The organism is Tumebacillus flagellatus, from assembly GCF_000714935.1.
In the GTDB taxonomy this organism is placed as follows: Bacteria; Bacillota; Bacilli; order Tumebacillales; family Tumebacillaceae; genus Tumebacillus; species Tumebacillus flagellatus.
Genome location: NZ_JMIR01000001.1, coordinates 159148 through 182365 on the forward strand (window position 1 = coordinate 159148; position 23218 = coordinate 182365).

The following is a 23218-nucleotide window of genomic DNA, read 5'->3' on the forward strand; positions in this document are numbered from 1 at the left end:
TTGGGCGCATTCTATTGACGACGGACAGGAAGTTATGTGCTATACTGATTGAGGATTTGTCCTTTTTGTGTCTATTCGTTCATCTTTCATAGAGTGAGGTTGATCACAATGTCTTTCTACAGAAAGCTTGTTCTGTCCGTTTCTGGCAACAAGGTAGTAAGCGGTTTCATTAAAAAATACGGCATGAAGCTCGGCGCAGCCCGCTTCGTCGCGGGGGTCACTCTGAAAGAAGCGATCGAGCAGGTCAACTTGCTCAACCAAGACGGTTTGGTCGTCACGCTCGACCACTTGGGCGAGTTCGTGTTTGACGAGCAGGAAGCGTTCGCATCGACGCGCGCTTGCTTGGACGTGCTCGACGCGGTGAAGCAATCGGGCGTGAAATCGAACATGTCGCTCAAGATGACGTCGCTCGGCCTCGATTTGAGCAAGGAAGTGTGCATGAAGCACATGCGCATGATCTTGGACAAAGCCCGCGAGTACGACAACTTCGTGCGCATCGACATGGAAGACTACGCGCACATCGACATCACGATGGAGATCTTCGACGAGTTGAAGCGCGAGTACGGCAAGCACGTAGGCCTCGTCATTCAGGCGTATCTGTTCCGCACCGTGGACGACATGAAGCGCTTGGAAGAGACGTACGAGCACTGCAACCTCCGTCTGGTCAAGGGCGCGTACCTCGAATCCCCGAAAGTCGCGTACGCCGACAAAGCCGACGTGGACAAAAACTACCTCAAAATCATCGAGATGCACCTGCTCTCCGGCCACTACACGGCGGTGGCGACGCACGATGACAACGTGATCAACCACACGAAAGCGTTCGTTCAGAAGCACAACATACCGAACGATCGTTTTGAATTCCAGATGCTCTACGGAGTCCGTCCGGAAACGCAGCGCCAGTTGGTCAAGGAAGGCTACACGATGCGCGTGTACGTTCCGTACGGCAACGACTGGTACGGCTACTTCTCCCGCCGGATTGCCGAAAGCCCGGCGAACGCGTTCTTTATCTTGAAGAACATGTTCCGCAAGTAGGACAAGCGATCGAAAAAGGCATAGCCCATGGAGGCTGTGCCTTTTTTGTGGAATCGTTCCCTAGATGCAAAAAGGCACATTCCCACAGCGGGGTGTGCCTTTTTTGCCGGGTCAGGTTGTGGTTGGTTCCTGTTTCAAGATCCATTCTGCCGCTTCCACCAGCGTTTTCACACTGTGCGTCGCATGCGGGTCGGTTTTGCCATTGGCACCGATAAAAACGGTACGGGTGCCCGCTTTCCGCCCCGCCTCCACGTCCGTTTCGCGGTCCCCCACCATGAAGCTGCGGCTGAGATCGACGTCGTACTTCCGGGCGAGGTCGAGGATCATCTTGGGCTCCGGCTTGCGGCAGGCGCACTTGGCGTGCGGCTTGTGCGGGCAGTAGGCGATCTCGTCGATCACCGCGCCGTCTTGCTCCAACTCGCGTTCCATCTTCTCATGGATTCGATGCAGGTTCTCTTCTTTCATATGGCCGAGGCCGATGCCGCCTTGGTTGGTGACGACGAACACCTGATAGCCTCCGTCGCGCAGGCTTTTGATCGCCGTGCCCACGCCGGGGAAGAGGATCAGGTCTTCCGGCGTATTCACATAGGTCACATGGTCGTTGATCACCCCGTCGCGGTCCAGAAACACAGCCGGTTGGCTCATCGGGGCATCCCTCCTTTCAGTTTGGTGTCACGCGATTAGCATGTGCCGTTTCTTGGTTGGGTACGCTACACTCTGACAGGCATTCCAATCAGGAGGGAGTTACGCTCATGAAAGCAAAACGTTGGCTGTCCTCATTCCTTGCGCTGGCGGTGCTTCTGACGCCACTCGCGGTTCACGCCGAACCGAACGATCAATTGTCTCCGAGCGAGCATCGCGAGCTGAAGGAGATGACCGATCGCAGCGGCGGCACCATTCAAGTCAAGTGGGACGAGAAACTGGGCACGCCGCGCTTCATCTCCGGCAAACTGTCCAAGCCGCTCAAAGGCGAGCCGGCGGACATGGCGCTCTCGTTTCTCGAATCGATCAAGCACCTCTACCATGTCGACAAAGCGAAGCGCTCGTTCGCGCTCAAACGCGTCGACCACGACGAGCTCGGCATGCAGCACGTCCGCCTCGCGCACGTCGTCAACGGCATCCCGGTCTGGGGCGACGAAGTGATCGTGCACATCGACAAGTCCCGCGTCGTGCGCTCGATCAACGGCCAATTCACGCCCGACATTGAGAAAAACAGCGAGCGTTTGAAAAAGCCCGGCATCGACGCCAACGCCGCCATCCAAGCCGCGCTCGCCGACGTGAAAGTCCCCAACCCGGACGCCCCGCCCAAAGCGGAACTGCACTACTTCGCGCACCCGGAGCCGGACCAAATCAACCTCGTCTACATCGTCAACGTCTATGACACAAAAGCCCCCGCCGACTGGAAGGTGTTCGTCGACGCGCTGACGGGCGACGTGCTCTACAAGTACAACGACCTGAAAACCAAGAAAAGCCACGCCCCGCAAACGCAGAAATCTCTCAAACCCAAACAGTAAGTCAAAACAGCAAGCCAAAAAACACCCTGCCCGCAGTCTCCCACACTGCGGCAGGGTGTTTTGGCGTGAACGCCCCTTACCGAATCCATTTACAGCGACCCGGTGCAGTAGCGTGACAGGACCTTGCGACCCGTTGCGCAGAATCCATCTCCTGCGCCCGGATGTTTTTGGGCAACCGTTAGACGCGCTCCACCAGCACGGCAAGCCCAAGCCCTCCGCCGATGCACAGCGACGCGATGCCGCGCTTCAAATCGCGGTGGTGCAGTTCATGGACGACCGAGCCCGTAATGCGCGAACCGGTGCTGCCGACCGGATGGCCCAGCGCGATGCCGGAGCCGTTGACGTTGACTTTGGAGGAGTCGAGTTCAAGCAGGCGCTCCACGGCGATGTATTGCGCCGCGAACGCTTCGTTGATCTCCCACACGTCGATGTCGTCCACGGTGAGACCGGTTTTCTCCAGCAGTTTGCGAATCGCCGGCACCGGGCCGTACCCCATCAACTCCGGTTCCACGCCCGCTGCAGCGCCCGCCACGATCTTCGCCAGCGGCTTCAAGCCGAGCTCTTGCACTTTCTCGCCCGACACCAGCACGAGCGCCGACGCGCCGTCGTTGATGCCCGACGCGTTGCCTGCCGTGACGGTGCCGTTTTCCGACTTGAACGTCGCTTTGAGCTTCGCCAAGCCTTCCATCGAGATGTCGGCGCGCGGGTGCTCGTCGCGGGTGACTTCGACCGTCTTGCGGCCGGACTTCGCCGTCACCGGCACGATCTCGCGGTCAAAACGGCCCGACTCGATCGCCGCCAGCGCTTTGCGATGCGACTCCATGGCAACCGCGTCTTGCTCTTCGCGGGTGATGCCGTACTTCTCGGCGAGGTTCTCCGCCGTCACGCCCATCAAATCGCCGGAAAGCGGGTCGGTCAAGCACTCCCACAGCGAATCGTAGACGGTGCTGTGCTGCATGCGCTGGCCCCAGCGGTTTTGTTTCAAAATGTACGGCGCGTTCGACATGACTTCCACGCCGCCCGCCACGACGACGTCGGCAAACCCGGTTTGAATTTGCATCATCGCGTCGAGCACCGCCTGCATGCCCGAACCGCATTGGCGCTGGATCGTATAACCGGTGGTCGTATGCGGGAATCCGGCCTTGAGCAGCGCGGTGCGCGCCGTGTTCGGCTCGTCGGTGCGCTGGATGCAGTGGCCCAGAATCACTTCTTGCACTTGGTCTTGGGTCAGACCGGCTTTTTCAACGGCAGCGGTCAGAACTTGCGCCGCCAATTCGTGCGGCATCGTGTCTTTGAGCGATCCGCCGAACGACGTGATCGCCGAACGAACGGCCGATAGAATGTATACGTCTCTCATCGATTTTTCGCCTCCTCCCCATTCTATTCAACAAAAAAGGCCCCGACCCCTTCGTCGAGACCCTCCCCCCTGCACCATTTTTAGAACGATGCGTTCAAATTGCCCGCAGGTGCCGCTCGGCGGACGGTTCCGTTTTTGCCGCCTGCTCCACCGACGCAGCCCGCAGGACCGCATCGCGGTAGATCTGCAGATTGTCAAAATACCCGGTGTGCGCCAGCCCCCATGCCAGTCCGTTGTCCGTCTGAACGTTCTCCACGCCCCAATAGTGCACCAGCGGCCCTGCCAACGGGTCGCGCAAGTCCCAGTAATTCGTCCAGCGCAACTCGGTCAGCCAATCCTGCACCGTGCTGCGAAGCACCGTCCCTCGCGGTCCTTGCGGCTGTGGCCATCGGCGGCGAAATCCGTTGACATGGTCGAGGATCAAGCGCTTCACATACTCGCCCTCGCCGATCTGCTCGGACAGATAGAGCGCCGTCAGATCAAGCGGTGAGCCCAGCGTGATCAACTCGTACAGCTTATGCCGCTTCGCCGCCAGCACCGCATCGTCGTTCATGTACAAATTCAAGCGGTTCAGCGCATCATAGAGCACCACGCTCCCCAACGAGTGCCCGATCAGAATCACGCGGTCATAATCGAGGTTCAGCAGCGTCAGCACTTTCTGAAGCGCGCCTTGCAGCACCTCTTCGCGCACGCCGTGCCACTTCGAGCGCAAGTCGCTTGCCGTATACACCGCCACATCGCCCAGCGTATCGACGACCAATTCCTCGGCTTTCCCCATCGCCAAGCGGTACGCGCCGTCCAGCCACGCTGGCATCAGTTTCTCGCCCAGGCTCCCGAGCCGGCTCATTCCCCGCAACGCCCAGCCCACTTCCGGCCGATCGACCCCGTTGGAGGCAGCCTCCAGCCACTCTAAAATCTCGCGAAACGAAATCTGCCGCTCGACCAGCGGCGCCCAATAGAACTCGTGCAAATCGACTTCCCATCCCGGAAGTTCGCGGTCGGTGAGCTGCACATATTCCTCCATGCCTTGGGCTCCGTGCAGGCGGCGATGGGTCAACTGCACCCCCTCCCCGCGGCTGTCCTGCAGGGATTGGACAAGGTTGCGTGCGAAGAGGTCGAGCGTATCCAACTCCCCCTGTTCCCCGACTCCGTGCGTGATCAAGATTGCGACTTTGGTGGTTTTCATCCCCTGACCCACTCCCCTCTCTGGACTTAGAAGCTACTCTCATACAAATGACCTACAGCTCGTCCTTTTACAACCTGAAGCGATAAGAAAAAAGTCCCGACTTCGAGGAGTCGGGACTTCGTTTGGTCGGTTGTCTTCATTCTACGCCGTCTCTCCCACTCCCATGTCGTTGTGCGCCGCGGCTCCCGCAAGCTCTACGCGTTGAATCACATCCTGGTAGATACACGGATTCTGCCAGTAGCCCAAGTGCGCAAATCCCCACTCTTGGCCGTTGTGCACTTGAATGTTCTCCACACCCTCGTAGAAATCGAGGTGCCCGCCGATCGGGTCTTTGAGGTCGTAGTAGTTGGTCCAATGCAGATGCTGGAGATGATTTTGCAACGTGGAGGAAAGTTCGGGCGTGTGCTCGTCTTCGGCCGTTTGCACATCGCGGCGGCGAAACCCGTTCAGCGAGTTCAAGATCAGCCGCTTGACGTACTCGCCCTTGGGCACATGCTCGCGAAAGAAAAACTTCACTTTATCAAGCGGCGATCCGATCGTGACCAACTCGAACAGCTTGCGAACGTCCTGCGCCAGCTGCTCGTCGTGGTTGGCGCGCAAGTTCAACAGGTTCATCGCATCGTAGGCGATGACGCTGCCGAGCGCGTGGCCGACGATCACGACTTTGTCATAGTCTTGGCGCAAGAGCGCGGTCAGCTTCTCCGCCGCGCCTTCGAGCACCGTGCGGCGGGTCTCGTAGAATTTCGATTTGCGGTCGCTCGACGTGTAGATCGCCACATCGCCGACGTAATCGACGATCATCTGCTCCGGTTTGCCCATCAGCAAGCGGAACAGCGGCTCCAACGTCTTCGGCAGCAAGCTTCCAAACAAGCGGGAGAGCCCGTAGAACAGCCGCACCGCAATGCCTATGTGCTTCAAATACCAGCGGCGTTTGAATTTGCCGTTGCGGTAAGCGTCGGCGTACGCGTCGTCATGCTCGTAGCGTCGCGCCAACTCTTCGTTCTCCTCATAGAATTTCTCAGCGCCGTCCGAGGCGCGAATCAACCACTGCACCACTTCTTGAAACGAGATCACCCGCTGCATCGTGTGCGCCCAGTAGTACTCGTGAATGTCCAATTCCATCGAGGAATCTTCTTGACGGGAGAGTTTGATGTAATCGTGCATGTCGCCCTGAAGCCGCATGCGGTGGTGCGTCAACTGGATGTGGGAATCCGGAGAGGTTTGCAGCGACTCGACGAGGTTGCGCGTGAAGACGTCCAACGTTTCGTAGACACCCTGTTCGCCCATGCCGTGGATGATCAAAATGCAGATCTTTTTCTTGTCCATCATAAAACCTCCCTCCCTAAATGTAAATCACAGCTTTTCATGACGCTTCGTCATTTGAAGCTTGTAATATAGAAGGGAGTTTGCCGTCAACTTTTACAACCTCTCCTACGAAAAAAAAGAATCCCTCTAACATGAGGGACTCTCTTCGCACATGGGGGTCTGTCTACTTCAAACCCGCCATCCGCTCCAACTGCGTGAGCACCGCCATCAAGTCGTGATCGCCCAAGCCGTTCGCTTTGGCGGCAACGTAGGTCTGGTGCGCCGAAGACGTGACCGGGAGGGAGGCTTCCGTTTTTTTCGCGGTGTGGAGGGCGAGGCCGAAATCCTTCTCCATGTGTTTGAGCGCGAACGCCGCCGGAAATTCGTCGGCGAGGATGCTCGGGGTTTTGCCGAGCACGATCGGAGCCGCCACCGCCGTCTGCGCGATCGCTTTGAGCAGCGTTTCGCGGTCGAGGCCGGCTTTGCTGCCGAGCACGAGCGCTTCGGACAGACCTTGCAAGAACACGCCGAGCATCAAGTTGATCGCCAGTTTCGCGTTGGCGCCCTGCCCGTTCTCGCCGAAGTGAAACGACGCTTTGCCGAGCACGTCAAACACCGGCTTGTGGGCTTCGTACGCCGCTTCGTCGCCGCCGACGAGGATGACCAGCGTTCCGTCCTTCGCCGGGCCGACCGAGCCGGAGACGGGCGCTTCGAGGAACTTGGCACCGCGCGCGGCAAATTCCGTCGCTGCTTTCTGCACCGGTTCCGGCCCGACGGTGCTCATGTCGATCACCGTCTGCCCCGCCGTGATGCCGCTGAGCACGCCGCCTTCGCCGAACAGCACTTCTTCGAGCGTCTCGCCGTCCGAGACCATCGTGATCACCGTGTCGACGCCTGCCGCGAGCTCACGCGGGGAGTCGGCGATCTTCGCGCCCATCGCGGCAAACGGTTCGGCTTTGGAACGGGTGCGGTTGTACACCGTCACGTCAAATCCCGCGTTCAACAGCCGCGTCACCATCGGCTGTCCCATGTTGCCAAGCCCGATCCAACCCAATTTCTTCGTCATCTATGTCTGCCTCCTGCATCGGTAAGAATACGAGAATGTACAGTTTGTCCTCTCCCGATTGTACCACACTTCCCGATCACGAAAAAAAGCACGCAAGGCACGAAAAAAAGCCGCTCCGGCAAGTTGGCCCGGAAGCGGCTCTCGTTTCTCTAGTTGTTCATCGTGATGGTGACGAGATGTGACTTTTCCAAGTTGACGTCGATTGCCTTCTCGTTCTTGAAAGTCATCAGGACGGAGGAATCTTGGTTCAACGTCTTGTACAATTTCTCGCTGTCTCCGATGACTTTGATGTTGAAGGGAGACTGGATGCGGCGCTCGCTTACTTCGGTCAACGCCCCGCGCGTGATGATCTCCGTATACGGTTTGACGAGGATGCCGTTGAGCGACACAATTTGCCCGCCGCCGGTGTAGATCTCCTGCACGAGACGGTGCAGATCGTAGTTCGACTCGATCTCACTCTGCGACGCGCCCTTGCGAATCAGCATCTCCTGCTTGTCGTTGACCAGAATCTCGACGCCTTCGCCGATAAACTGGCCGTTTTGGTGCGGAATCGTCTGCCGCAGCAAACGGTCGCTGGAATCGCCCTTCTTGAGCGCGATTTCTTGAGCCAACTGCTGGCTGGCGTTAAACCCGCTCAGCGTCTCGCGTTCCTCGGCGACCAACCGATCGTTCGAGGACGGCGGCAACAGGTTCCACACCAAGAGTACGGCCAGCGCCGCGCCCGCCAAAGCGACTGCGAATTTCAAGGAACGCACCGAAAAACTCCGACGGCGCTTCTTGGCGACCGGCTCTTCCCGACGCGCTTCTGCCAAGATCCTCAGGAGCAGTTCTTGTTTCAAACCGGGGCGAGGTTCCCTCTTCGGCAGGTTGGCGATCGATTCCTGTAAGAATTCGAGGTCATGGGATGACTTCGGCTGTTGGTTGGACTTACGGAAGTTCATGTACCCACCTCCTTGGACGGTAGAGGGTGGAGCGAAATGGGAAACGTCGGGTCGGAAGCCAGCATCGACCGCAATTTCCGCAACGCGCGGAAGTGCGTCACTTTGACGCTGGTCTCGCTGCAACCCATGATATCGGCGGTTTCCTTGACGGAAAATCCTTGGATGCCCCGCAAGACGATCACCGTGCGGTACGTATCCTTGATCTGGTCGAGGGCGTGTTGAAGCTTGCGCATCGCTTCCTTCTCTTCCAAGACGTCCTCCGGCGAATCGCCGGTCTCCGGCAGTTGCCAGAGAAATTCGTCCTCCGTGCTGGGAAGCGGCTTCTTGCGCACAATCCAGTTGCGAATCGTGTTGCGCGCGATGGCAAACAGCCATGTGCGCATCTCCGAATCCCCTCGAAAATTCGCCAAGCCGCGGTACGCTTTCACAAAGACTTCCTGCGTGAGATCTTCCGCATCTTGTTTCCGGCTGATCGAGTAGGCGACGAAATTGTAAACGTCCTGAAAGTACCGGTCATACAGATCGTGGAACAATTCCTCTAGCGCTCTGGAGCCTTCTCCCGGTTCAAGCATGCACACTCACTCCCCCAGAAGCCAGTTCCCCATCTCCACACCGTTATCGCCCAATTAGACCCTGCGGTGGGTTAAAGGTTACACCTGACGTTCAAAAAATGTATATCAGAAATATTCGCTCATTTGTTTGTAAAAACCTGTCTCTTGAAGGAGAAACTTGCAGGCGAAAGTCTATAAAAAAACCGCCGTAGCACGGCGGTTTTTGTGTGTTTCATAGAAAAATGGGAATTAGTCTTCCCACTTAACGGATTCGGTCGGGCAGCCGTCTTTTGCATCGAGTGCATCAGACAGGAACTCTTCCGGAACTTCTACGTAGCCTTCGAGGCCACCCGGCAGTTTTACGAATGCGTAGCCGTCATCATCGGATTCGTACACGTCCGGGCAGGTGCTGTAGCAAGCGCCGCATGCGATGCAGGTATCTTTGTCAACGAAAGTCTTTGCCATTTGAAATACCACTCCTTCAATGTCTTCTGAGAGAGATTATAAATCATCTCTTTAGAAACTGCAAGAATTCCACACGAAATTCTCCCGTTCTATTGTGGCACAAACGGGCAGGAGGTATCCGTATGGGAGTTGCAGGGGTGGTATGCTGTCATTTTCTCATGTTTTGGCAGTTAGTAAACACTTGCCTATAGTATATCACATCTTCCCGCAAATGAGAATCGGTCTCAGCTCACTTTTTTACATTTACAGGTGGCTCACCGTCCACGCGTTCAAACGGTACGAGCCGTCCTTGAGCACTTCGACTTCGTAGACGGCCGTGTTGGGGCCGCTCAGCGGGTCGTCGGGGTGCTTTTGAGTGATCGTCCAAGTGAACTTGTTCTTGCGCGCCAGCACGGCGTCTTGGGCCGGATCGAACCCGCCTGCCATGCCTTCGCGGGCGACAATCGTGACCGTTTGGTTTTTTTCGCGGTAGAACTCGGCGGTCAGCGAGCGGGCGAGGTCGAGCGAGTAGCCTTTTTTGCGGAGCAATTCCGTGACTTCGGCGGTCGTGGAGACGCCGGTGACCGTCTGCGCGGCGTCGGCCGGCAAGATGTAGCCTTGCGGGTGCGTGAGGCGGCCGAGCTTTTCGCGGATCTCCGCTTGGATTTGGTCGTCCGTTTTCCCGGCGGACGGGGTCGGTTCGGCGTCCGTTGTGCCAGGCAGGCCCGTTTCCTTGGGCAGATCGGACGGCGACGGGGTTTGGCTTGGAGCCGGAGCCGGCGCGGACGGCTTCGGCTCCACGGTTTCCAGAGAACAGCCGGTCAGCAGAAGCGACAGCGCGGCGGCCGCGGCCAAGAACACGGTCGGCTTGGGTGGGGTTCGCATAAGCTCCCTCCTGTCGATTGGACATGATCGTATGTCCTAATCGTATGCAGGACAAGCAAAAAGAGACCTCGACCGAAGTGCGGGGTCTCTTTTTTACGGACTCAATGGAGAATCTGGAGGCGTTTGATCGTCTGCCATTGGTCGAAATTGTGCTTGCCGCCGACCCCTGCGCTGCTTTTGTGCTCTCCTTGCGCGTCCGTCGCATAGGCCGGAACGGAGATACTCAAAATCGCGAGGACGAGGACGGCGAGTCGGATGCGTTTTTTCATGGCGCCTACCTCCAATGCGGGTGGATACTTGTAGTATGCACATGCACTGGAAATTCATGTATCCCTCGGATCCGCCAAGAATCTGTTAGTGGCGAATCACCGGCATTCCGTCCAGCGTCCACGAGTAGTCTCCGTTCAAGCGCAGGCGGAACGAGAACGCAAAGCGTTTTTGCACGACGCCGGACGCGGTGTAGGTCGTCATGTCGGCACCGACGACGGTACGGCCCATGAACAAGCTCTCTTCGACTTCGATGTTGGAGAAACTCACAGGGGTGTTTTTCTCCAAGGATTCGAAATAGGCGAGGATCGGTTTGTCGGTCGGCTCTTGGGAATCCCGCGACAGGGTGCGGGAAATCTGCACCGGTTGCCAGATGCCGTCCGCGCTCGTGTCAAACGGCTGCGCGAGTTTGACGAGGAATTCTTGGCCGCCTTGGGTGACGTTGACGCGGTCCGGGTAGCCGGAGATTTCGGTGACGACGGCGGTTGGAGCAAATCCGATATCGGTGAGGACGTGCTGCACCACTTGCACCGGAACGGTCGCCCAGCGGGCGGAGGTGTCTCCCTCACGGACTTGTTGTTGCAGTTTTTCGTTCAAGATCGCGGGCTTCTGCTGGACGGACCCGACGATCAACGGCAAGGGCGGACTCTCGGCGGAGAGAGCTCCGGCGACCAGGCCGTACAATTTCCCGCGGTCTTGCAGCGCGGACGAGGCGGCCGCAAGACCTGTGTGCGACGACGAGTCTGACGGTTTCGACGCACCTGCCGTCAGTCCCATGTGGTCGTCATCGCCTGTGCCCGCGACGACCACGCCTCCGGCATGCGGGCCGGAAGCGTCGGGGGATTTCGAGTCAGAGCTCGACGAACCGATGCTTCCTGCCGGTTGGGAGGACTCGGGTTGAGAGACGGTTCCTGCGGAACTGCTGCCGCTCGCGGACGAACTGCCGAGGGAACCGGCGGAACTTGCCGCGGCTCCTGTTCCTGAAGTTGACGAAGAGCCTGCGGAAGTGGAGACCGAACTTCCCGCCCCGTTTTGCAAACCGGCAACTCCTGCGCTCCAGCTCCCGGAGCCAGATGCCCCAGCGATTGCACTTGCCGCTCCAGAGGCCCCTGCCGCTCCACTGTTCGAGACTGCAGATCCGGAAGTCCCCGCACCTCCTGCGTTCGAACCTGCAGATCCAACAGTCCCTGCTGCTCCTGCGTTCGAACTTCCCGAACCGGAAGCTCCAATTGCCCCCGCGTTCGAACTTCCCGCTCCGGCGGCTCCCGTTTGCCCCGCGCCGTTCGCGTCCCCTGTCTGCTTCACAGACGCGGAATCTCCCAGCGCGACGAGAGGATTCCCCTGCCCGTTCGCATTCGTCCCCCCCGACTGAGCGGTTTGCGACGACATTCCCGGCAGGTAATGCGCCGTAAATCCGATCGCCAGCACGACGACGGCGGCGACAGACAAGCCTTGCCACCAGCGGGCGGGAAGGCGGCGTCCTTTTTGCTGCAACGGGGTGACCTGCGGCTGCGGGCGCAACAGTTCATCGAAATCAAACTCCATGCTCCCGACAAAACTCCGCTCCGGCACCACCGGCTTCATACTGCTCAATCCCAGCGCCAATTGGCGAAACTCTTCCCGCTCCGTACGACACTCTGCACAAGCCAGCACATGCCGGTCGAGCAACGCCGTCTCCTCGGCGGAAAGATCATCGTCCAACTCGCGCTGAATCAAGTCTCGGTAGTGGTCGTGGTTCACGCTTCCTCACCTCCATAGAACAAAGTCCGCAATTTCTCCCGCCCGCGAAACAGGCGGGTCTTGACTTGCGCTTCCGTGAGATCGAGCGTCTCGGCGATCTCTTGGTACGACAAGTCCTGTATGTGACGCAACACCAACACTTCACGATAGTTGACCGGCAACGCGGCAATCGCTTGGTGCAGATTCTCTTCGGTCATCTTCATTTCCACTTGCTTTTCCACGGACAGGTCATCCGATTGCAGCGAATCGTCAAACTCGACGAACTGCGCTTTCTTCTTGCGGGCTTGTTCGCGCACGGTGTTGACCACCACGCGGTGAATCCAGCCGCGCAACGATCCCTGCCCTTGGTATTGATTGAGGGAGCGGCAGACTTTCCACAGGCAATCCTGTGTCACGTCCTCGGCGTCCATTTTCTTACCGGTCATGTAATACGCCGTTTGGTAGATGAACGGTTCGATCGTTCGCAAAAACTGCGTGAGTTGTTCTCTGCTCTGCAACGCCTCTGCCGCGATCTTCAAATCCTCTTGCATCCCCGTTCTTCCCTCCCTTACTAAACGATGCCAACAAGCGCCAAAAAGTTGCACTTGTCGCGCAAAAATATGATTCTTCCATCATACCAGACGTTAGAAGATTTGGGAGCACGAAAAACGCGCAAAAAAACACCCCGCCCTAGTGAGGGCCGGGGTGCTTTTGATCCGCCGCCGCTTCGTGCAGAAGATTCCCGATCATCCGGTCTTCTTCGTCCACGGGGTTGAACTCCGCCGGGACGATCACTTCCCAGCGCGGGAACAGCGCGCGTTTGACCATCTGCGCGGGCAGGAGCGGACCGTTATCCGGTTGCATAAAAAACAATTCGTGCAACGCTGCCGGGTCAAGTCCTTCATGCTGCAGATCCTGGGGAGTCGGAAGTTTCTGAAGAGGTTCCTGCTGAATTTCCTGGCGCGGCGGTTGTTGCTCGCTCATTCCTGCGGCCAGGTCACGAGGTCGTCTGTCGCCTCGTCCACCGTCTCCATCGATTGGTTGCGCTCATACCCGCCGCACTCCATCAAACGCACCAACGCTTCCGCCATGTCGTGCGTCGCGGAGTTGAAGTTGTCGGTCGGATGCTCCAGCGGCGCCGACAGCGTGCCTTTGATCACGTACGTTTCCTGTGCGACTTCCCCCACCGGTTGCAGCAGCATGACCGTTCCGGCCCCGCCGCCGACCGATTTCACGTTGGCGACGATCTCTTCGTCCGTGCGCTTGTTGAGGTTCGGGATGTGGATCATGTAGCCGATTTCGATGCGGTCTTCCACCTGCTCCACGACCAAGTCGCACCACGGGCTGTCATCGTCCGTGAGATCGAGACGACTGTGGATGAGCACCGAATTGTCGCCGGTCACAGAGCCGAGCGGAATTTCCAAGCGGTTGCGAACCAGCGTCACCGGCGCGACTTCGTCCAGAATATCAATCAGAGATTTGACCCAAGTTTCGTACATAAGTCAAGACCCCCTCCCTTTGACACGCGTGTTGGGTACTCATAGTCAGTATCCGACACGGATGCTCCCCCTATGCAGGGGGACGGGCGGGGGTTATTGGTTTGTTTTATTGGTTTTTGTTGACCACCAGTTTGAGGTGTTCTTTGCGCAGGCGCTTTTCAGTCTCGCGCGGGCGGCTCATCAAGCTCTCCGCACGGCCAAGCAGCAGTTCGCGAACCGCATCCAACTGTTCCACCGCTTGGGTGAGATCGACAAAGGATCGAATGAACTCACTCGTCTGAAGTTTCAGAATTTCATTGGGCTGATTCGAAATCTGTTGGGTCAACTGATAGATTTTGGCGATCAGCTGCTCAACAGACTCTCGGCTTTCGGCTGTTTTCATCAAGATATCCCCCTGACCTCTCCCCTTGCATCTACCACCTAGCGTACAGCGGAGCACAGGCAGGAAGCAACGACCACTTTCTTCCAAAGTAAAAAAGAAGAGAGGCCCGAAGCCGGGCCTCTCTTCTCGTTCCTTGTACCGTGGAAAACGTCAGTGCAGCTGTTGCGATGGCGGCGCCGTCGAATACGACTGCAGACCGCCGATCTGGTCGAGGTACGACTGCGCGGCGATCACGGAATTCTGCGCGTCTTGAATCTCGTTTTGCCGCGCGCCCGGCTCTGCTTCGACGCTCTGCAACGCTTGCGGGCTTTGCATCATCGCGCTCTCTGCGTACTCGATCATCTTCCGCACCATCACGCCGCCGACATAGCCGTTCATGCGCGAGGGCAACATCCCTTTGTCCACTTGGTCGTAGTTCGGAATCCCCAGTTCGGCAGCGACCTCCGTCTTCAGCTGATCCAACGCACTCCGGGCACCCGGCACTTCGGCCTGATTGCGACGGCGGTTGTTCGGCATCCGCATCATCTCCTGTCGAGTTGGGTTCCTCCGCCACCAATGGCAGCAAGGTGGTACAACCGTTAGTATCCCCGCGCCGACCAAGAGTAGATGTCCAGATTTTGCCCGTCGGTTTCACAGACGATCGCGCCGGAGATGTCGGTGCGCCAAATCGCGGCTCCGGAATTTTGCAGGCGTTGAAGCGTCGAGGAAGCGGGGTGACCGTAGCGGTTGTGTGCGCCGACGGAGAGGACCGCGTGGGCCGGGGTCGTTTTTTCCAAAAAAGGAACCGTCGACGAGTGGCCGCTTCCGTGATGCGCGACTTTGAGCACGTCGACGTGCGGGAGCGGCGGGAGTTGCGGCTCCACTTCGCCTTCGAGGTCGCCGGTGAAGAGGAAATTTCGCGCGCCGTAAGTCAGCGTGAAGACAACCGAGTTGGAGTTGGTGTCGGAGCGGGTGTTTCGGTAGGGAGTTCGCGGCGGGTTGAAGATGCGGATCGTGAGGTTCGGCTCGGGTGTGTAGAGTTCGCCTGCGCGGACTTGGTGGATCGGGATGTGTTGACGGCGGGCTTCTTGGAGGAGGCTTTGGTAGAAGGGCGCGTCGGCGGTGAGATCGGAGACGAGCAGTTGGTGCACGCGGAAGGAATGCAAGACGGCGGCGAGACCTCGGACGTGGTCTTCGTCCGCGTGCGTGAGGACGAGCGTGTCGATGTCGTCGATGCCCTTCGACGCCAACGCCGGAACGACGACGCGCTCGCCGGGGTCGTAGTCGCTGTGTTGAAAGCCGGGAATGCCGCCGCCGTCGACGAGCCAGATCTGATGCGGCATCTCCAGCAGAATCGAATCCCCCTGCCCCACGTCGAGAAACGTGACGCGCAAGTCGTGCGCAGCGAAGGCACGCCAGAAGATACCGAGCGCAAGCAGGCACGCAACGGCGGGAACGGTGTACGCGCGCCAGAAGTTCCACGGCGGAACGCGGAGGATGAACAGCAGCCATCCGCTGTAATAGAGAAAAAGCCAAAGCGGGGTCGGAGCTTGGAGGTTGCGGAGCAGCCAGCCTTGCTGAGCGGCGTACGTCAGCGGGTCCGCCATGAGATGCAGCCCCCGCGAGACGAGCGTTGCCGGGAGTGCGGCGAGCGCGGGATGCAGGAGACCGAGCAAGAGACTTCCTGCGGCGGCGGGCAGCAGCACGGCGATCAGCGGCAGGATGTAGAGATTCGCCAAGAGCGAGAGCGGTGTGTAGCGCGGGTTGATCGTGAGAATCAGCGGAGTGGAGATCAGTTGGCAGAGGATCGTCAGCAGAATCGCGCCGAGAAATTTCTGCAAAGGGGCATACGCGAACTTCGGCAGGCGTTCGGCGGGGACGATTTTCGCAAGGAGGTGTTCAAAGTGCACGGGCGCGACGAGCATCGCGAGCGTGAGGAGAAACGTGAGTTGAAACCCGACGTCTCGAAGCAGAAACGGGTCGTACACGAGCAACAGTCCGCCCGCGAGCGCCCACGACGTGAGCCGGTCGGTTTCGCGGGAGAGCAAGCGGCTCAAGCACCAGAGCGTGCTCATCGTGCAAGCCCGAACGACCGACGCGCCTCCCCCTGTAAGACCGCCGTAAAAAACGACAATGACAATCGCCAGGGCGTAGCGTCTGCGGACGGAGAGGCCGAACTTTTCGAGCAGGGCGAGCAACGGGAGGATCAGCAAGGCGACGTTCGCCCCGGAGACGACGAGGATGTGCACCACGCCCATGTCTCGAAACGCGCTCTCCACTTCCGGAGCGAGCCCGTCGTCGAACCCGATCAGAATCCCCGAGACCAGCGCGGCCTGTTCGGGCGGGTACAGCTCTTGAATCACACGCACCAACCGATGGCGCAACGGCAGAAAAAAACGCCCCTGTACGCCCCTGTCGTCATGTCCCAGCACGTGAAAGCTCTCGGCGTGCAGAGAGTAGTGGATGCCTTGGTTGGTGTCATACGAGAGCGCGTCGAAAGCGCCGGGGTTGCGGGGTGGTTGCGGTTTTTGCCAGAGTGTGCGGAATTCGAGGAGGTCGCCGTAGCGAGGGGGTTTGGGGGATTTGGAAGTGACGACGGCTTTTTCCCGGGCGGGTTGGCCGTTGACTGCGCGTACCTCCAGAACGAAGCGGTTTGAGACGGGGTCGTTGATCACGCGCCCTTGCACGGTGACAGACTTGTCCGCAAAGGAATCGTACATCGGCGTCTGATACCACTGGTGCGCGCAAAACGTGAACACGCCGACCCAAAACGCCGTCGCCCACACGCCTCTGCGCCAGCGCCATGCTGACACCAAAGCAAGCACAACCGGGAGCAGCCACCACCCCGGAAACACAGCAGCGGGAACCCACCGTCCCGCCCAAATACCGACAGCCAAACAAACCACAGCCTGAAGAAGCACACGAGGAGTCATGGAGAGGGGAGCCTCACTTTATAAGAAGAAATGGGGAGACCTGCAAGGAACTGCTTGTCGAGGAAAAAATCGTCAATTCACCGTCACTTTATCCCGAATCGACTCCACCAACTTCACGCCGAATCCCGGCACGTTGCGCAGGTCGTCGACCGTGGAGAATCGTCCTTGGTCTTCGCGATACTTCACAATCGCCTCCGCACGAGCCGATCCGATCCCCGGCAGTTTGTCGAGGTCTGCGGCGCTCGCGGTGTTCACATTCACTTTCCCGCCGGCGGCACTCGGGGCGGATGCTTCCTTTTTTTCCTCGCTGGCTCCGGTCTTCGGCACGATCACTTCCGTCCCGTCCTTGAGCAGCGCCGCCATGTTCAACTTCGCCAAGTCGGCGTCCGCTTTCGCTCCTCCCGCCGCTTGCACGGCGTCGATCGTCCGCGAGTCGGCCGGCAGTTGATACACGCCGGGCGTGTTCACTTCGCCCTTCACATCCACGCGCACTTTCTCCGTCGAAACGGCCGTCCTCTGTTCGTTTTGCGCCTGCGGTGCGTTCGCGCTCGCATCTGCAACAGGCTTCGGTTTGCCGCCGTACAGATACACACTACCCGCCAACAACACCCCGACGAGCACGGCGAGCAGCAAGAAGCGTTCTTTTTTCATGAGCATCCCTCCTTCTTGAGAATCATTTCAACGACGCCCATGCTTTTCCTTCTTTTCCCCCGTATCCCCTGCAACTCTGCCGCGAACGCTACACCTACACATTCCAACGCGACAGGGGGAAACCGGCGTCATGATTCTCGAACGCTTCGTACCGAGTTTGCACCTGCACACGATCTACGACATCAACTTCCACCAACTCCGCGAGCGCGGCATTCGCGGAATCATCACCAACCTCGACAACACGCTGATCGAACAAGACAGCCCCCACGCCACCGAACGGCTGATGAAATGGATTCAAACCCTCCGCCATGAAGACCTCAAAGTCGTCATCGTCTCCAACAACCGCAAAATCCGCGTCTCCGAATTCGCCCGCCCGCTCGGCATCCCGTTCGTCTACGAAGCGCGCAAGCCGTGGGGGCATCCGTTTGAACGCGCGCTGCGCCTCCTGCACACCTCCACCCGCGACACCGTCGTCGTAGGCGACCAACTGCTCACCGACATCTACGGCGGCAACAAATTCGGCATGTACACGATCTGGGTCGACCCGCTCAAAGGCAAAGAAGGCTGGCCGACCAAAATCAACCGCTTTTTTGAAAAGATCATCTACGGCTGGCTGAAGAAAAAAGGCTACCTCCCGTGGGACGAACATCTCTAGCTCCCTGTCCCCTCAAAAACCGCCCCCGCCCTCGTCGGGCCTCACTCACCTTTCTGGGCACCCGCACATAGAGTAAGACTACCGCGGAGCACATACGGCAGTCGAAAGGAGGCCAACAGGGTGTCATCCTCAAACCTTGAATCCAACACCAAAGCGATGCCCTCGGGGAACAAACGGAAGGGATTGCTCGCCTTCTTGGGACCGGGTTTCCTGATCACGCTCGGATTTATCGACCCCGGCAACTGGGCCACCAACCTGGCCGGCGGATCGTCCTACGGATACAGCTTGCTTTGGGTGATCACCTTGAGCACGCTGATCTTAATCCTCTTGCAAAACATGTCGGTGCGACTTGGCATCGTCACCGGCAAATCGCTCGCCGAAAATGTTCGCGCCCACTGCCACCCGACGCTTGCGTGGCTGCTCGGCGTCTCGATCTTGATCGCTTGCGTCGCCACTTCCATCGCGGAATACCTCGGCGCGGCGCTCGGTTTGCAGATCTTGTTCGGCATTCCGATCTGGCTTGGCGCGATTCTCACGCTCGCGATCGTCTTGGTCACCGTGTGGTTTCCGCAATACCGGCGCATCGAAACTCTGCTGATCGCGTTTCTCGCCGTCATCGGCGTGATCTACGTCATCGAGATGTTCATCGTCAAGCCGGACTGGGGCGCCGCCTTCCCCGCGATGGTGATACCGCACGTAGACTCCGGCTCGATCTACGTCGCGATGGGGATGCTCGGCGCCGTGATCATGCCGCACAACCTCTACCTGCACAGCAACGTCATTCAAGAGCGCAACGAACTCACCGTCACCGACCTTGAAAAAAAACGCATGATTCGCTACCAATTCATCGATACGTTGCTCGCGATGGGCACCGGATGGCTGGTCAACTCCGCCATGATCATCGTCGCGGCCGCTGTGTTCTTCCGTTACGGCATGGAGGTGACCAGCATCGAGCAAGCGGCCGAAACCCTGAAACCTTTGGCGGGGAACTTGGCTTCGATTCTGTTTGGCGTCGCCCTGCTTTGCTCCGGGCTGGGGTCGTCTGTCACGTCGTCGATGGCCAACGCCCACGTCGTCACCGGCTACCTGGGCAAATCCAGCGACACCAAAAGCAAGTTCTGGCGCATCGCCCTCCTGCTGACGTCGATTCCGGCGATGGCGGTGATCGCGATCGGGTTTGACTCGTTCAAACTCCTGATCTTCTCGCAAGTCGTGCTTTCGCTGCAACTTCCGCTGACGGTCATCCCCTTGCTGGCTCTGGTCAAGAGCCGCAAAGTCATGGGCTTGTTCTCCAGCAAGCCGTTCGAATTCACGCTGGCGGTGCTGTCCACCGTGATCATCGTGCTCCTGAACGCGTTATTGCTGTATCAGACGTTTGGCGGCCAATTCTCTTGGTAATGTGAGAACTTCCATTGTTTGCACGAGAGAGAGAGTTCGGGTAAAATGTTACGGACGAATCACGTCATGGATACTTCCGAGGAGAGAGAGGATTGGGAATGCTCACATCCAGCATGGAGGATTACTTAGAGAAAATCTACGAATTGATGAAGGAGAAAGGGTACGCCCGCGTCTCTGACATCGCCTCCTCGCTTTCCGTGCAACCGTCCTCTGTGACCAAGATGATCCAGAAGCTCGACGAAAAGCAACTGGTGACTTACGAAAAGTATCGTGGTATCGTCTTGACCCCGAAGGGCGAACAGCTCGGCAAACTGATGAAGCAGCGCCATAAGCGGTTGGAGGAATTCTTGCGGATGCTCGGCATTCGCGAAGAGACGATTCAGCAGGACGTCGAAGGCATTGAACACCATGTGTCTCCCGCGACGATGAGTGCGCTGAACAACCTCGTGTTGTTTTTTGAAAACCACTCGCACTGCTTGCAGGAGTTTAACGACTTCTGCCAAGATCTCGACGCCCTCAAAGAGACAGAGGACGAAGGGAAAACGCGATAAGCTCCGGCGACCGGAGCTTTTTTTCAGCCAAGAGAGGAGTGTGCGGAACAAATGACTCGCAAAATCAGAGTCGGCGTCGTTTTCGGCGGCAAATCCGGCGAGCACGAAGTCTCCATCAATTCCGCCCAGTCGGTCATCGAGAATTTGAACCAAGATGTGTTTGAAATCTTCCCCATCGGCATCGACAAGCAAGGTGTCTGGCATGCCGGTCTCGGCGCCTACAACGCGCTCGGAGCCCCGATCCCGCCCGCGTTGCTGCCGGCCGGTGAGACGGAGGCGGACACCGCCGACCTGCTCCCGATCGCCCAAGGCGACGTGTTGCCGTCGCAAGCGGCCGAGAGAATCGACGTCGTGCTGCCGATCCTGCACGGACCGTACGGTGAGGACGGCACGGTGCAAGGTCTGTTTGAACTGATGAACATCCCGTACGTCGGAGCGGGCGTGCTCGCTTCCGCCGTCGGCATGGATAAAGCCATGATGAAGAAAGTCTTCGCTCAAGCGGGTCTTGCCCAATGCCGCTACGAAGTGGTGTTGCGCTCCCGCTTTGAACGCGAACCGGACGCCGTGGCGGACGAAGTGGCCGCAAGCCTCGGGTACCCCTGCTTCGTGAAGCCGGCGAACCTCGGATCGAGCGTCGGCATCTCCAAAGCCAAGGACCGCGAGGCGCTGCTCCAAGCCCTGCGCGTCGCCGCGAAGTACGACCGCAAGATCATCGTCGAAGAAGCGGTCGACGGACGTGAAATCGAAGTGGCGGTGCTCGGCAACGAAGATCCGCAAGCGTCTTTGCCGGGCGAGATCATCTCCTCGAACGAGGAATTCTACGACTACGACGCCAAGTACTTGAGCGGGGAGTCGGCGATGGTGATCCCGGCGGAATTGACGCCGGAACAAGTCGAAGAAGTGCGCGCGCTCGCCGTCACGGCGTTCCAAGCGATCGACGGCTCCGGGCTGTCCCGCGCCGACTTCTTCCTCTGCCGCAAAACCGGCAAGTTCCTGATCAACGAAATCAACACGTTCCCCGGCTTCACGAAGTACAGCATGTACCCGAAGATGTGGGAAGCGAGCGGTCTGCCGTATGACCAACTGATCGAAACGTTGATCCACCTCGCCATCGAACGCCACGAAGACAAGAACCGTGAGCGGTAAGTGACGACTCAAACCGATCCGCACAACAAAAGCTGCGATCCTCTGCGGAGGATGGCAGCTTTTTATTTGGGCAGAAAGCCTCTATAGATCGATTGTCCCAAGCGCAAGACGCCGAACAGAAACGGATAGCACAGCATCGACTTCCAAATGCTCCAGTCGCGGTAAGTCAACAACCCCAAGTGCAACCAGAGCTCCTCCAACAACAGCAAGCCCCCGGTCCACAGCCCCCAATAGAGCAGTTTGATCCAAAATGAGTCCCGCCGCGGCCAGAAGTTCAAGAGCGCCAATCCAAGGCTTGGATTGATGGCGGCCACTTGCACGATGTCGAGGAGTTCAACGTTTCCACCCTTGCCGTAATCATACAGATCATACACCGAGCCGACTATCAAATCGAACACCAACGCAAACGAAGACGTGAACGTAACGAGAAAACAACACTCATGCGCAGGCAATCGCTTCGGTGCAAACACGACATAGAGAATCCCGATGCCTGCCACCATCCAGACGACCCACGAATACGTCAAACGCCCAACCTCCCCTTCTCTACTCTTGCCTCCAGGTTTAGTATTACCTGCCCTGCACTTCTATAAACAACCTATAAACAATAAACAACCTGTACAAAAGTACAGGTTGTTCACGTTGTTAGAAAAGAGATGCTGTAAACGTATGATTAAAGTCCCAAGAAGTGTTGCACGCGCTTGCCTTCCACCGTGTACAAAGTTCCGTTCAGGCCGAGAATGTGATGGCCGTGAATGCCTTGCAGCTCGATGGCTTCATACGGGTGCGGAAGGTTTGCATCGCCGCGATAGAAAGCTTTTTGCAGGGTCGGGGATTGTACGGAGTCGTACTTGCCCTCGCGCACGAGGCGCTCGACGAGGCCGATGACGTTGGCGTAACGCGCTGCGTTCGCGCCTGCCGCCGCCGCTTCGCTTGCTGCTGCATCAACCGTTGCATCGCCGCCTGCTTGGATGTATGTGGAGATCGTCTCTTGAACCGCGACGAGGTCGCCCTCTCCGAGCAGAACTGCCGGATAGGTCTGAACGTTGCCGTTCTCAAGGACCGCGCGCAGATGTGGTTGTTGCGCCAATTGCGCTTTGGCGGTACCCAGCGCGTCTGCCAATGCGCTGGCCGAGGCAGCCGACGATTTGTCCGTCGACTTCGCAGCCGGTTTGGCAACCGCTTTCGATTCCGACTTCGCGGCTACGGGTTTTGCCTCTGCCGGTTTCGCTTGCACAGTGATGCCGGTTCGTTCTTGGAGCAGAGCGGCCACTTGGTTGTAGTGCTCTTCGGAGATCTCATAGAGGCCGCCTCTGACTTGCGGTGCGAATTTCTGCCCAGTCAGTTCCTGCAGTTCTTCACGGGTGATCCCGTTCTTTTTGTCTTCCAAAATCAGGTCGTATGCAAACGGCACATGATACAGAAACTCACCGTTCGGATATTCAATTGCGTTCTCCACGACCTCGGCACTTGTCACGCGCCCAATCGCGAAGACAGTACCGCTGCCGCCGTTCGATTTGGTTTCCAAGACAAGAACAGGACGAGTCGTCTGGCTCAGGTCCGTCGCTTTGTTCTCTTCCTTGAACGGGATGTGCTCAAAGAGTGCGTCCCCTTTTTGCCGCCAGACTTGTTTTACGAAATACACAGTCGTTGCTTCACTCATCTCTGTTTTCCTCCTACATTGAAATCCCGTACTTTTACGTTTTCGACGCAAAAGAGAAAAATCCTGCAGAGAATGGGTCTCTGCAGGATTTGCAAAT

General features: G+C 58.2%; 26 protein-coding genes. 6 read left to right on the forward strand and 20 right to left on the reverse strand.

The features are described from left to right. Positions 1-108: 108 nt before the first annotated feature. Entirely contained in the window at positions 109-1032 is a 924-nt protein-coding gene (locus EL26_RS00765; protein WP_038083371.1) for a proline dehydrogenase family protein, read from the forward strand. A gap of 111 nt (positions 1033-1143) precedes the next feature. Here the strand turns inward: EL26_RS00765 and EL26_RS00770 are convergent, their stop codons facing one another. Next, complete coding sequence (locus tag EL26_RS00770; protein WP_038083373.1) at positions 1144-1677, reverse strand: D-glycero-alpha-D-manno-heptose-1,7-bisphosphate 7-phosphatase; 534 nt, start codon at positions 1675-1677, stop codon at positions 1144-1146. A gap of 107 nt (positions 1678-1784) precedes the next feature. Here EL26_RS00770 and EL26_RS00775 point away from each other — a divergent pair, with 107 nt between their 5' ends. Further along, entirely contained in the window at positions 1785-2546 is a 762-nt protein-coding gene (locus EL26_RS00775; protein WP_038083375.1) for a PepSY domain-containing protein, read from the forward strand. Positions 2547-2724: 178 nt separating this feature from the next. On the opposite strand, the gene EL26_RS00780 is transcribed toward EL26_RS00775, so the two are convergent. From EL26_RS00780 to EL26_RS00855, 17 genes are all read right to left on the reverse strand, one after another. Beyond that, positions 2725-3903 carry a thiolase family protein gene (locus EL26_RS00780; protein ID WP_038083377.1) on the reverse strand — a complete coding sequence of 393 codons (1179 nt, stop codon included), beginning with the start codon at positions 3901-3903 and terminating at the stop codon, positions 2725-2727. Positions 3904-3997: 94 nt separating this feature from the next. Next, the gene (locus tag EL26_RS00785) at positions 3998-5089 is read right to left on the reverse strand and encodes a hypothetical protein (RefSeq protein WP_038083380.1); all 1092 of its coding nucleotides are present in this window, start codon (positions 5087-5089) and stop codon (positions 3998-4000) included. Between the two features lie 141 nt (positions 5090-5230). After that, positions 5231-6418, reverse strand: a complete 1188-nt coding sequence (locus tag EL26_RS00790) for an alpha/beta hydrolase family protein (RefSeq protein WP_038083381.1) — start codon at positions 6416-6418, stop codon at positions 5231-5233. A gap of 160 nt (positions 6419-6578) precedes the next feature. Further along, complete coding sequence (locus EL26_RS00795; protein WP_038083383.1) at positions 6579-7460, reverse strand: NAD(P)-dependent oxidoreductase; 882 nt, start codon at positions 7458-7460, stop codon at positions 6579-6581. Between the two features lie 149 nt (positions 7461-7609). Continuing rightward, entirely contained in the window at positions 7610-8401 is a 792-nt protein-coding gene (locus tag EL26_RS00800) for a DUF881 domain-containing protein (RefSeq protein ID WP_038083384.1), read from the reverse strand. Continuing rightward, positions 8398-8973, reverse strand: a complete 576-nt coding sequence (locus EL26_RS00805) for an RNA polymerase sigma factor (protein ID WP_052035824.1) — start codon at positions 8971-8973, stop codon at positions 8398-8400. Before EL26_RS00805 ends, EL26_RS00800 begins: the two co-directional genes overlap by 4 nt. Before the next feature lie 228 nt (positions 8974-9201). Further along, positions 9202-9417, reverse strand: coding sequence for a ferredoxin (locus EL26_RS00810; protein WP_038083387.1), 216 nt, complete (start codon positions 9415-9417; stop codon positions 9202-9204). A gap of 243 nt (positions 9418-9660) precedes the next feature. After that, on the reverse strand, positions 9661-10281 hold the full coding sequence (locus EL26_RS00815) for a hypothetical protein (protein ID WP_038083388.1): 621 nt from the start codon (positions 10279-10281) through the stop codon (positions 9661-9663). 101 nt (positions 10282-10382) lie between these two features. Further along, positions 10383-10550 carry a hypothetical protein gene (locus EL26_RS25225; RefSeq protein ID WP_161780632.1) on the reverse strand — a complete coding sequence of 56 codons (168 nt, stop codon included), beginning with the start codon at positions 10548-10550 and terminating at the stop codon, positions 10383-10385. 85 nt (positions 10551-10635) lie between these two features. Beyond that, a complete protein-coding gene (locus EL26_RS23235; RefSeq protein WP_052035825.1) occupies positions 10636-12288 on the reverse strand; it encodes an anti-sigma factor family protein in 1653 nt (550 codons plus the stop codon). Continuing rightward, positions 12285-12818, reverse strand: a complete 534-nt coding sequence (locus EL26_RS00825) for an RNA polymerase sigma factor (RefSeq protein WP_038083390.1) — start codon at positions 12816-12818, stop codon at positions 12285-12287. The genes EL26_RS23235 and EL26_RS00825 overlap by 4 nt, the downstream gene beginning before the upstream one ends. 139 nt (positions 12819-12957) lie before the next feature. After that, positions 12958-13251, reverse strand: coding sequence for a hypothetical protein (locus EL26_RS00830; RefSeq protein WP_038083392.1), 294 nt, complete (start codon positions 13249-13251; stop codon positions 12958-12960). Next, positions 13248-13766 (reverse strand): hypothetical protein, encoded by a 519-nt coding sequence (locus EL26_RS00835; RefSeq protein WP_038083394.1) that lies wholly within the window; start codon positions 13764-13766, stop codon positions 13248-13250. The genes EL26_RS00830 and EL26_RS00835 overlap by 4 nt, the downstream gene beginning before the upstream one ends. Before the next feature lie 106 nt (positions 13767-13872). Further along, positions 13873-14148 (reverse strand): hypothetical protein, encoded by a 276-nt coding sequence (locus EL26_RS00840; RefSeq protein WP_038083395.1) that lies wholly within the window; start codon positions 14146-14148, stop codon positions 13873-13875. Positions 14149-14298: 150 nt separating this feature from the next. Then, a complete protein-coding gene (locus EL26_RS00845) occupies positions 14299-14664 on the reverse strand; it encodes an alpha/beta-type small acid-soluble spore protein (RefSeq protein ID WP_081856883.1) in 366 nt (121 codons plus the stop codon). A 62-nt stretch (positions 14665-14726) separates the two neighbouring features. Continuing rightward, positions 14727-17024, reverse strand: a complete 2298-nt coding sequence (locus tag EL26_RS00850; protein WP_161780633.1) for a DNA internalization-related competence protein ComEC/Rec2 — start codon at positions 17022-17024, stop codon at positions 14727-14729. A gap of 108 nt (positions 17025-17132) precedes the next feature. After that, positions 17133-17711, reverse strand: a complete 579-nt coding sequence (locus EL26_RS00855) for a ComEA family DNA-binding protein (protein ID WP_052035826.1) — start codon at positions 17709-17711, stop codon at positions 17133-17135. Positions 17712-17841: 130 nt separating this feature from the next. Here EL26_RS00855 and EL26_RS00860 point away from each other — a divergent pair, with 130 nt between their 5' ends. From EL26_RS00860 to EL26_RS00875, 4 genes are all read left to right on the forward strand, one after another. Next, positions 17842-18366 carry a YqeG family HAD IIIA-type phosphatase gene (locus tag EL26_RS00860; protein WP_052035827.1) on the forward strand — a complete coding sequence of 175 codons (525 nt, stop codon included), beginning with the start codon at positions 17842-17844 and terminating at the stop codon, positions 18364-18366. 120 nt (positions 18367-18486) lie between these two features. After that, positions 18487-19764, forward strand: a complete 1278-nt coding sequence (locus EL26_RS00865) for an Nramp family divalent metal transporter (protein WP_202962835.1) — start codon at positions 18487-18489, stop codon at positions 19762-19764. 98 nt (positions 19765-19862) lie between these two features. After that, a complete protein-coding gene (gene mntR / locus EL26_RS00870) occupies positions 19863-20315 on the forward strand; it encodes a transcriptional regulator MntR (RefSeq protein ID WP_038083400.1) in 453 nt (150 codons plus the stop codon). 51 nt (positions 20316-20366) lie between these two features. Then, positions 20367-21461 (forward strand): D-alanine--D-alanine ligase, encoded by a 1095-nt coding sequence (locus EL26_RS00875; protein WP_038083402.1) that lies wholly within the window; start codon positions 20367-20369, stop codon positions 21459-21461. A gap of 62 nt (positions 21462-21523) precedes the next feature. Here EL26_RS00875 and EL26_RS00880 read toward each other — a convergent pair whose 3' ends face one another. Beyond that, complete coding sequence (locus tag EL26_RS00880; protein ID WP_038083404.1) at positions 21524-21985, reverse strand: CBO0543 family protein; 462 nt, start codon at positions 21983-21985, stop codon at positions 21524-21526. A 146-nt stretch (positions 21986-22131) separates the two neighbouring features. Then, the gene (locus EL26_RS00885; RefSeq protein ID WP_038083405.1) at positions 22132-23121 is read right to left on the reverse strand and encodes a hypothetical protein; all 990 of its coding nucleotides are present in this window, start codon (positions 23119-23121) and stop codon (positions 22132-22134) included. Positions 23122-23218: the final 97 nt, after the last annotated feature.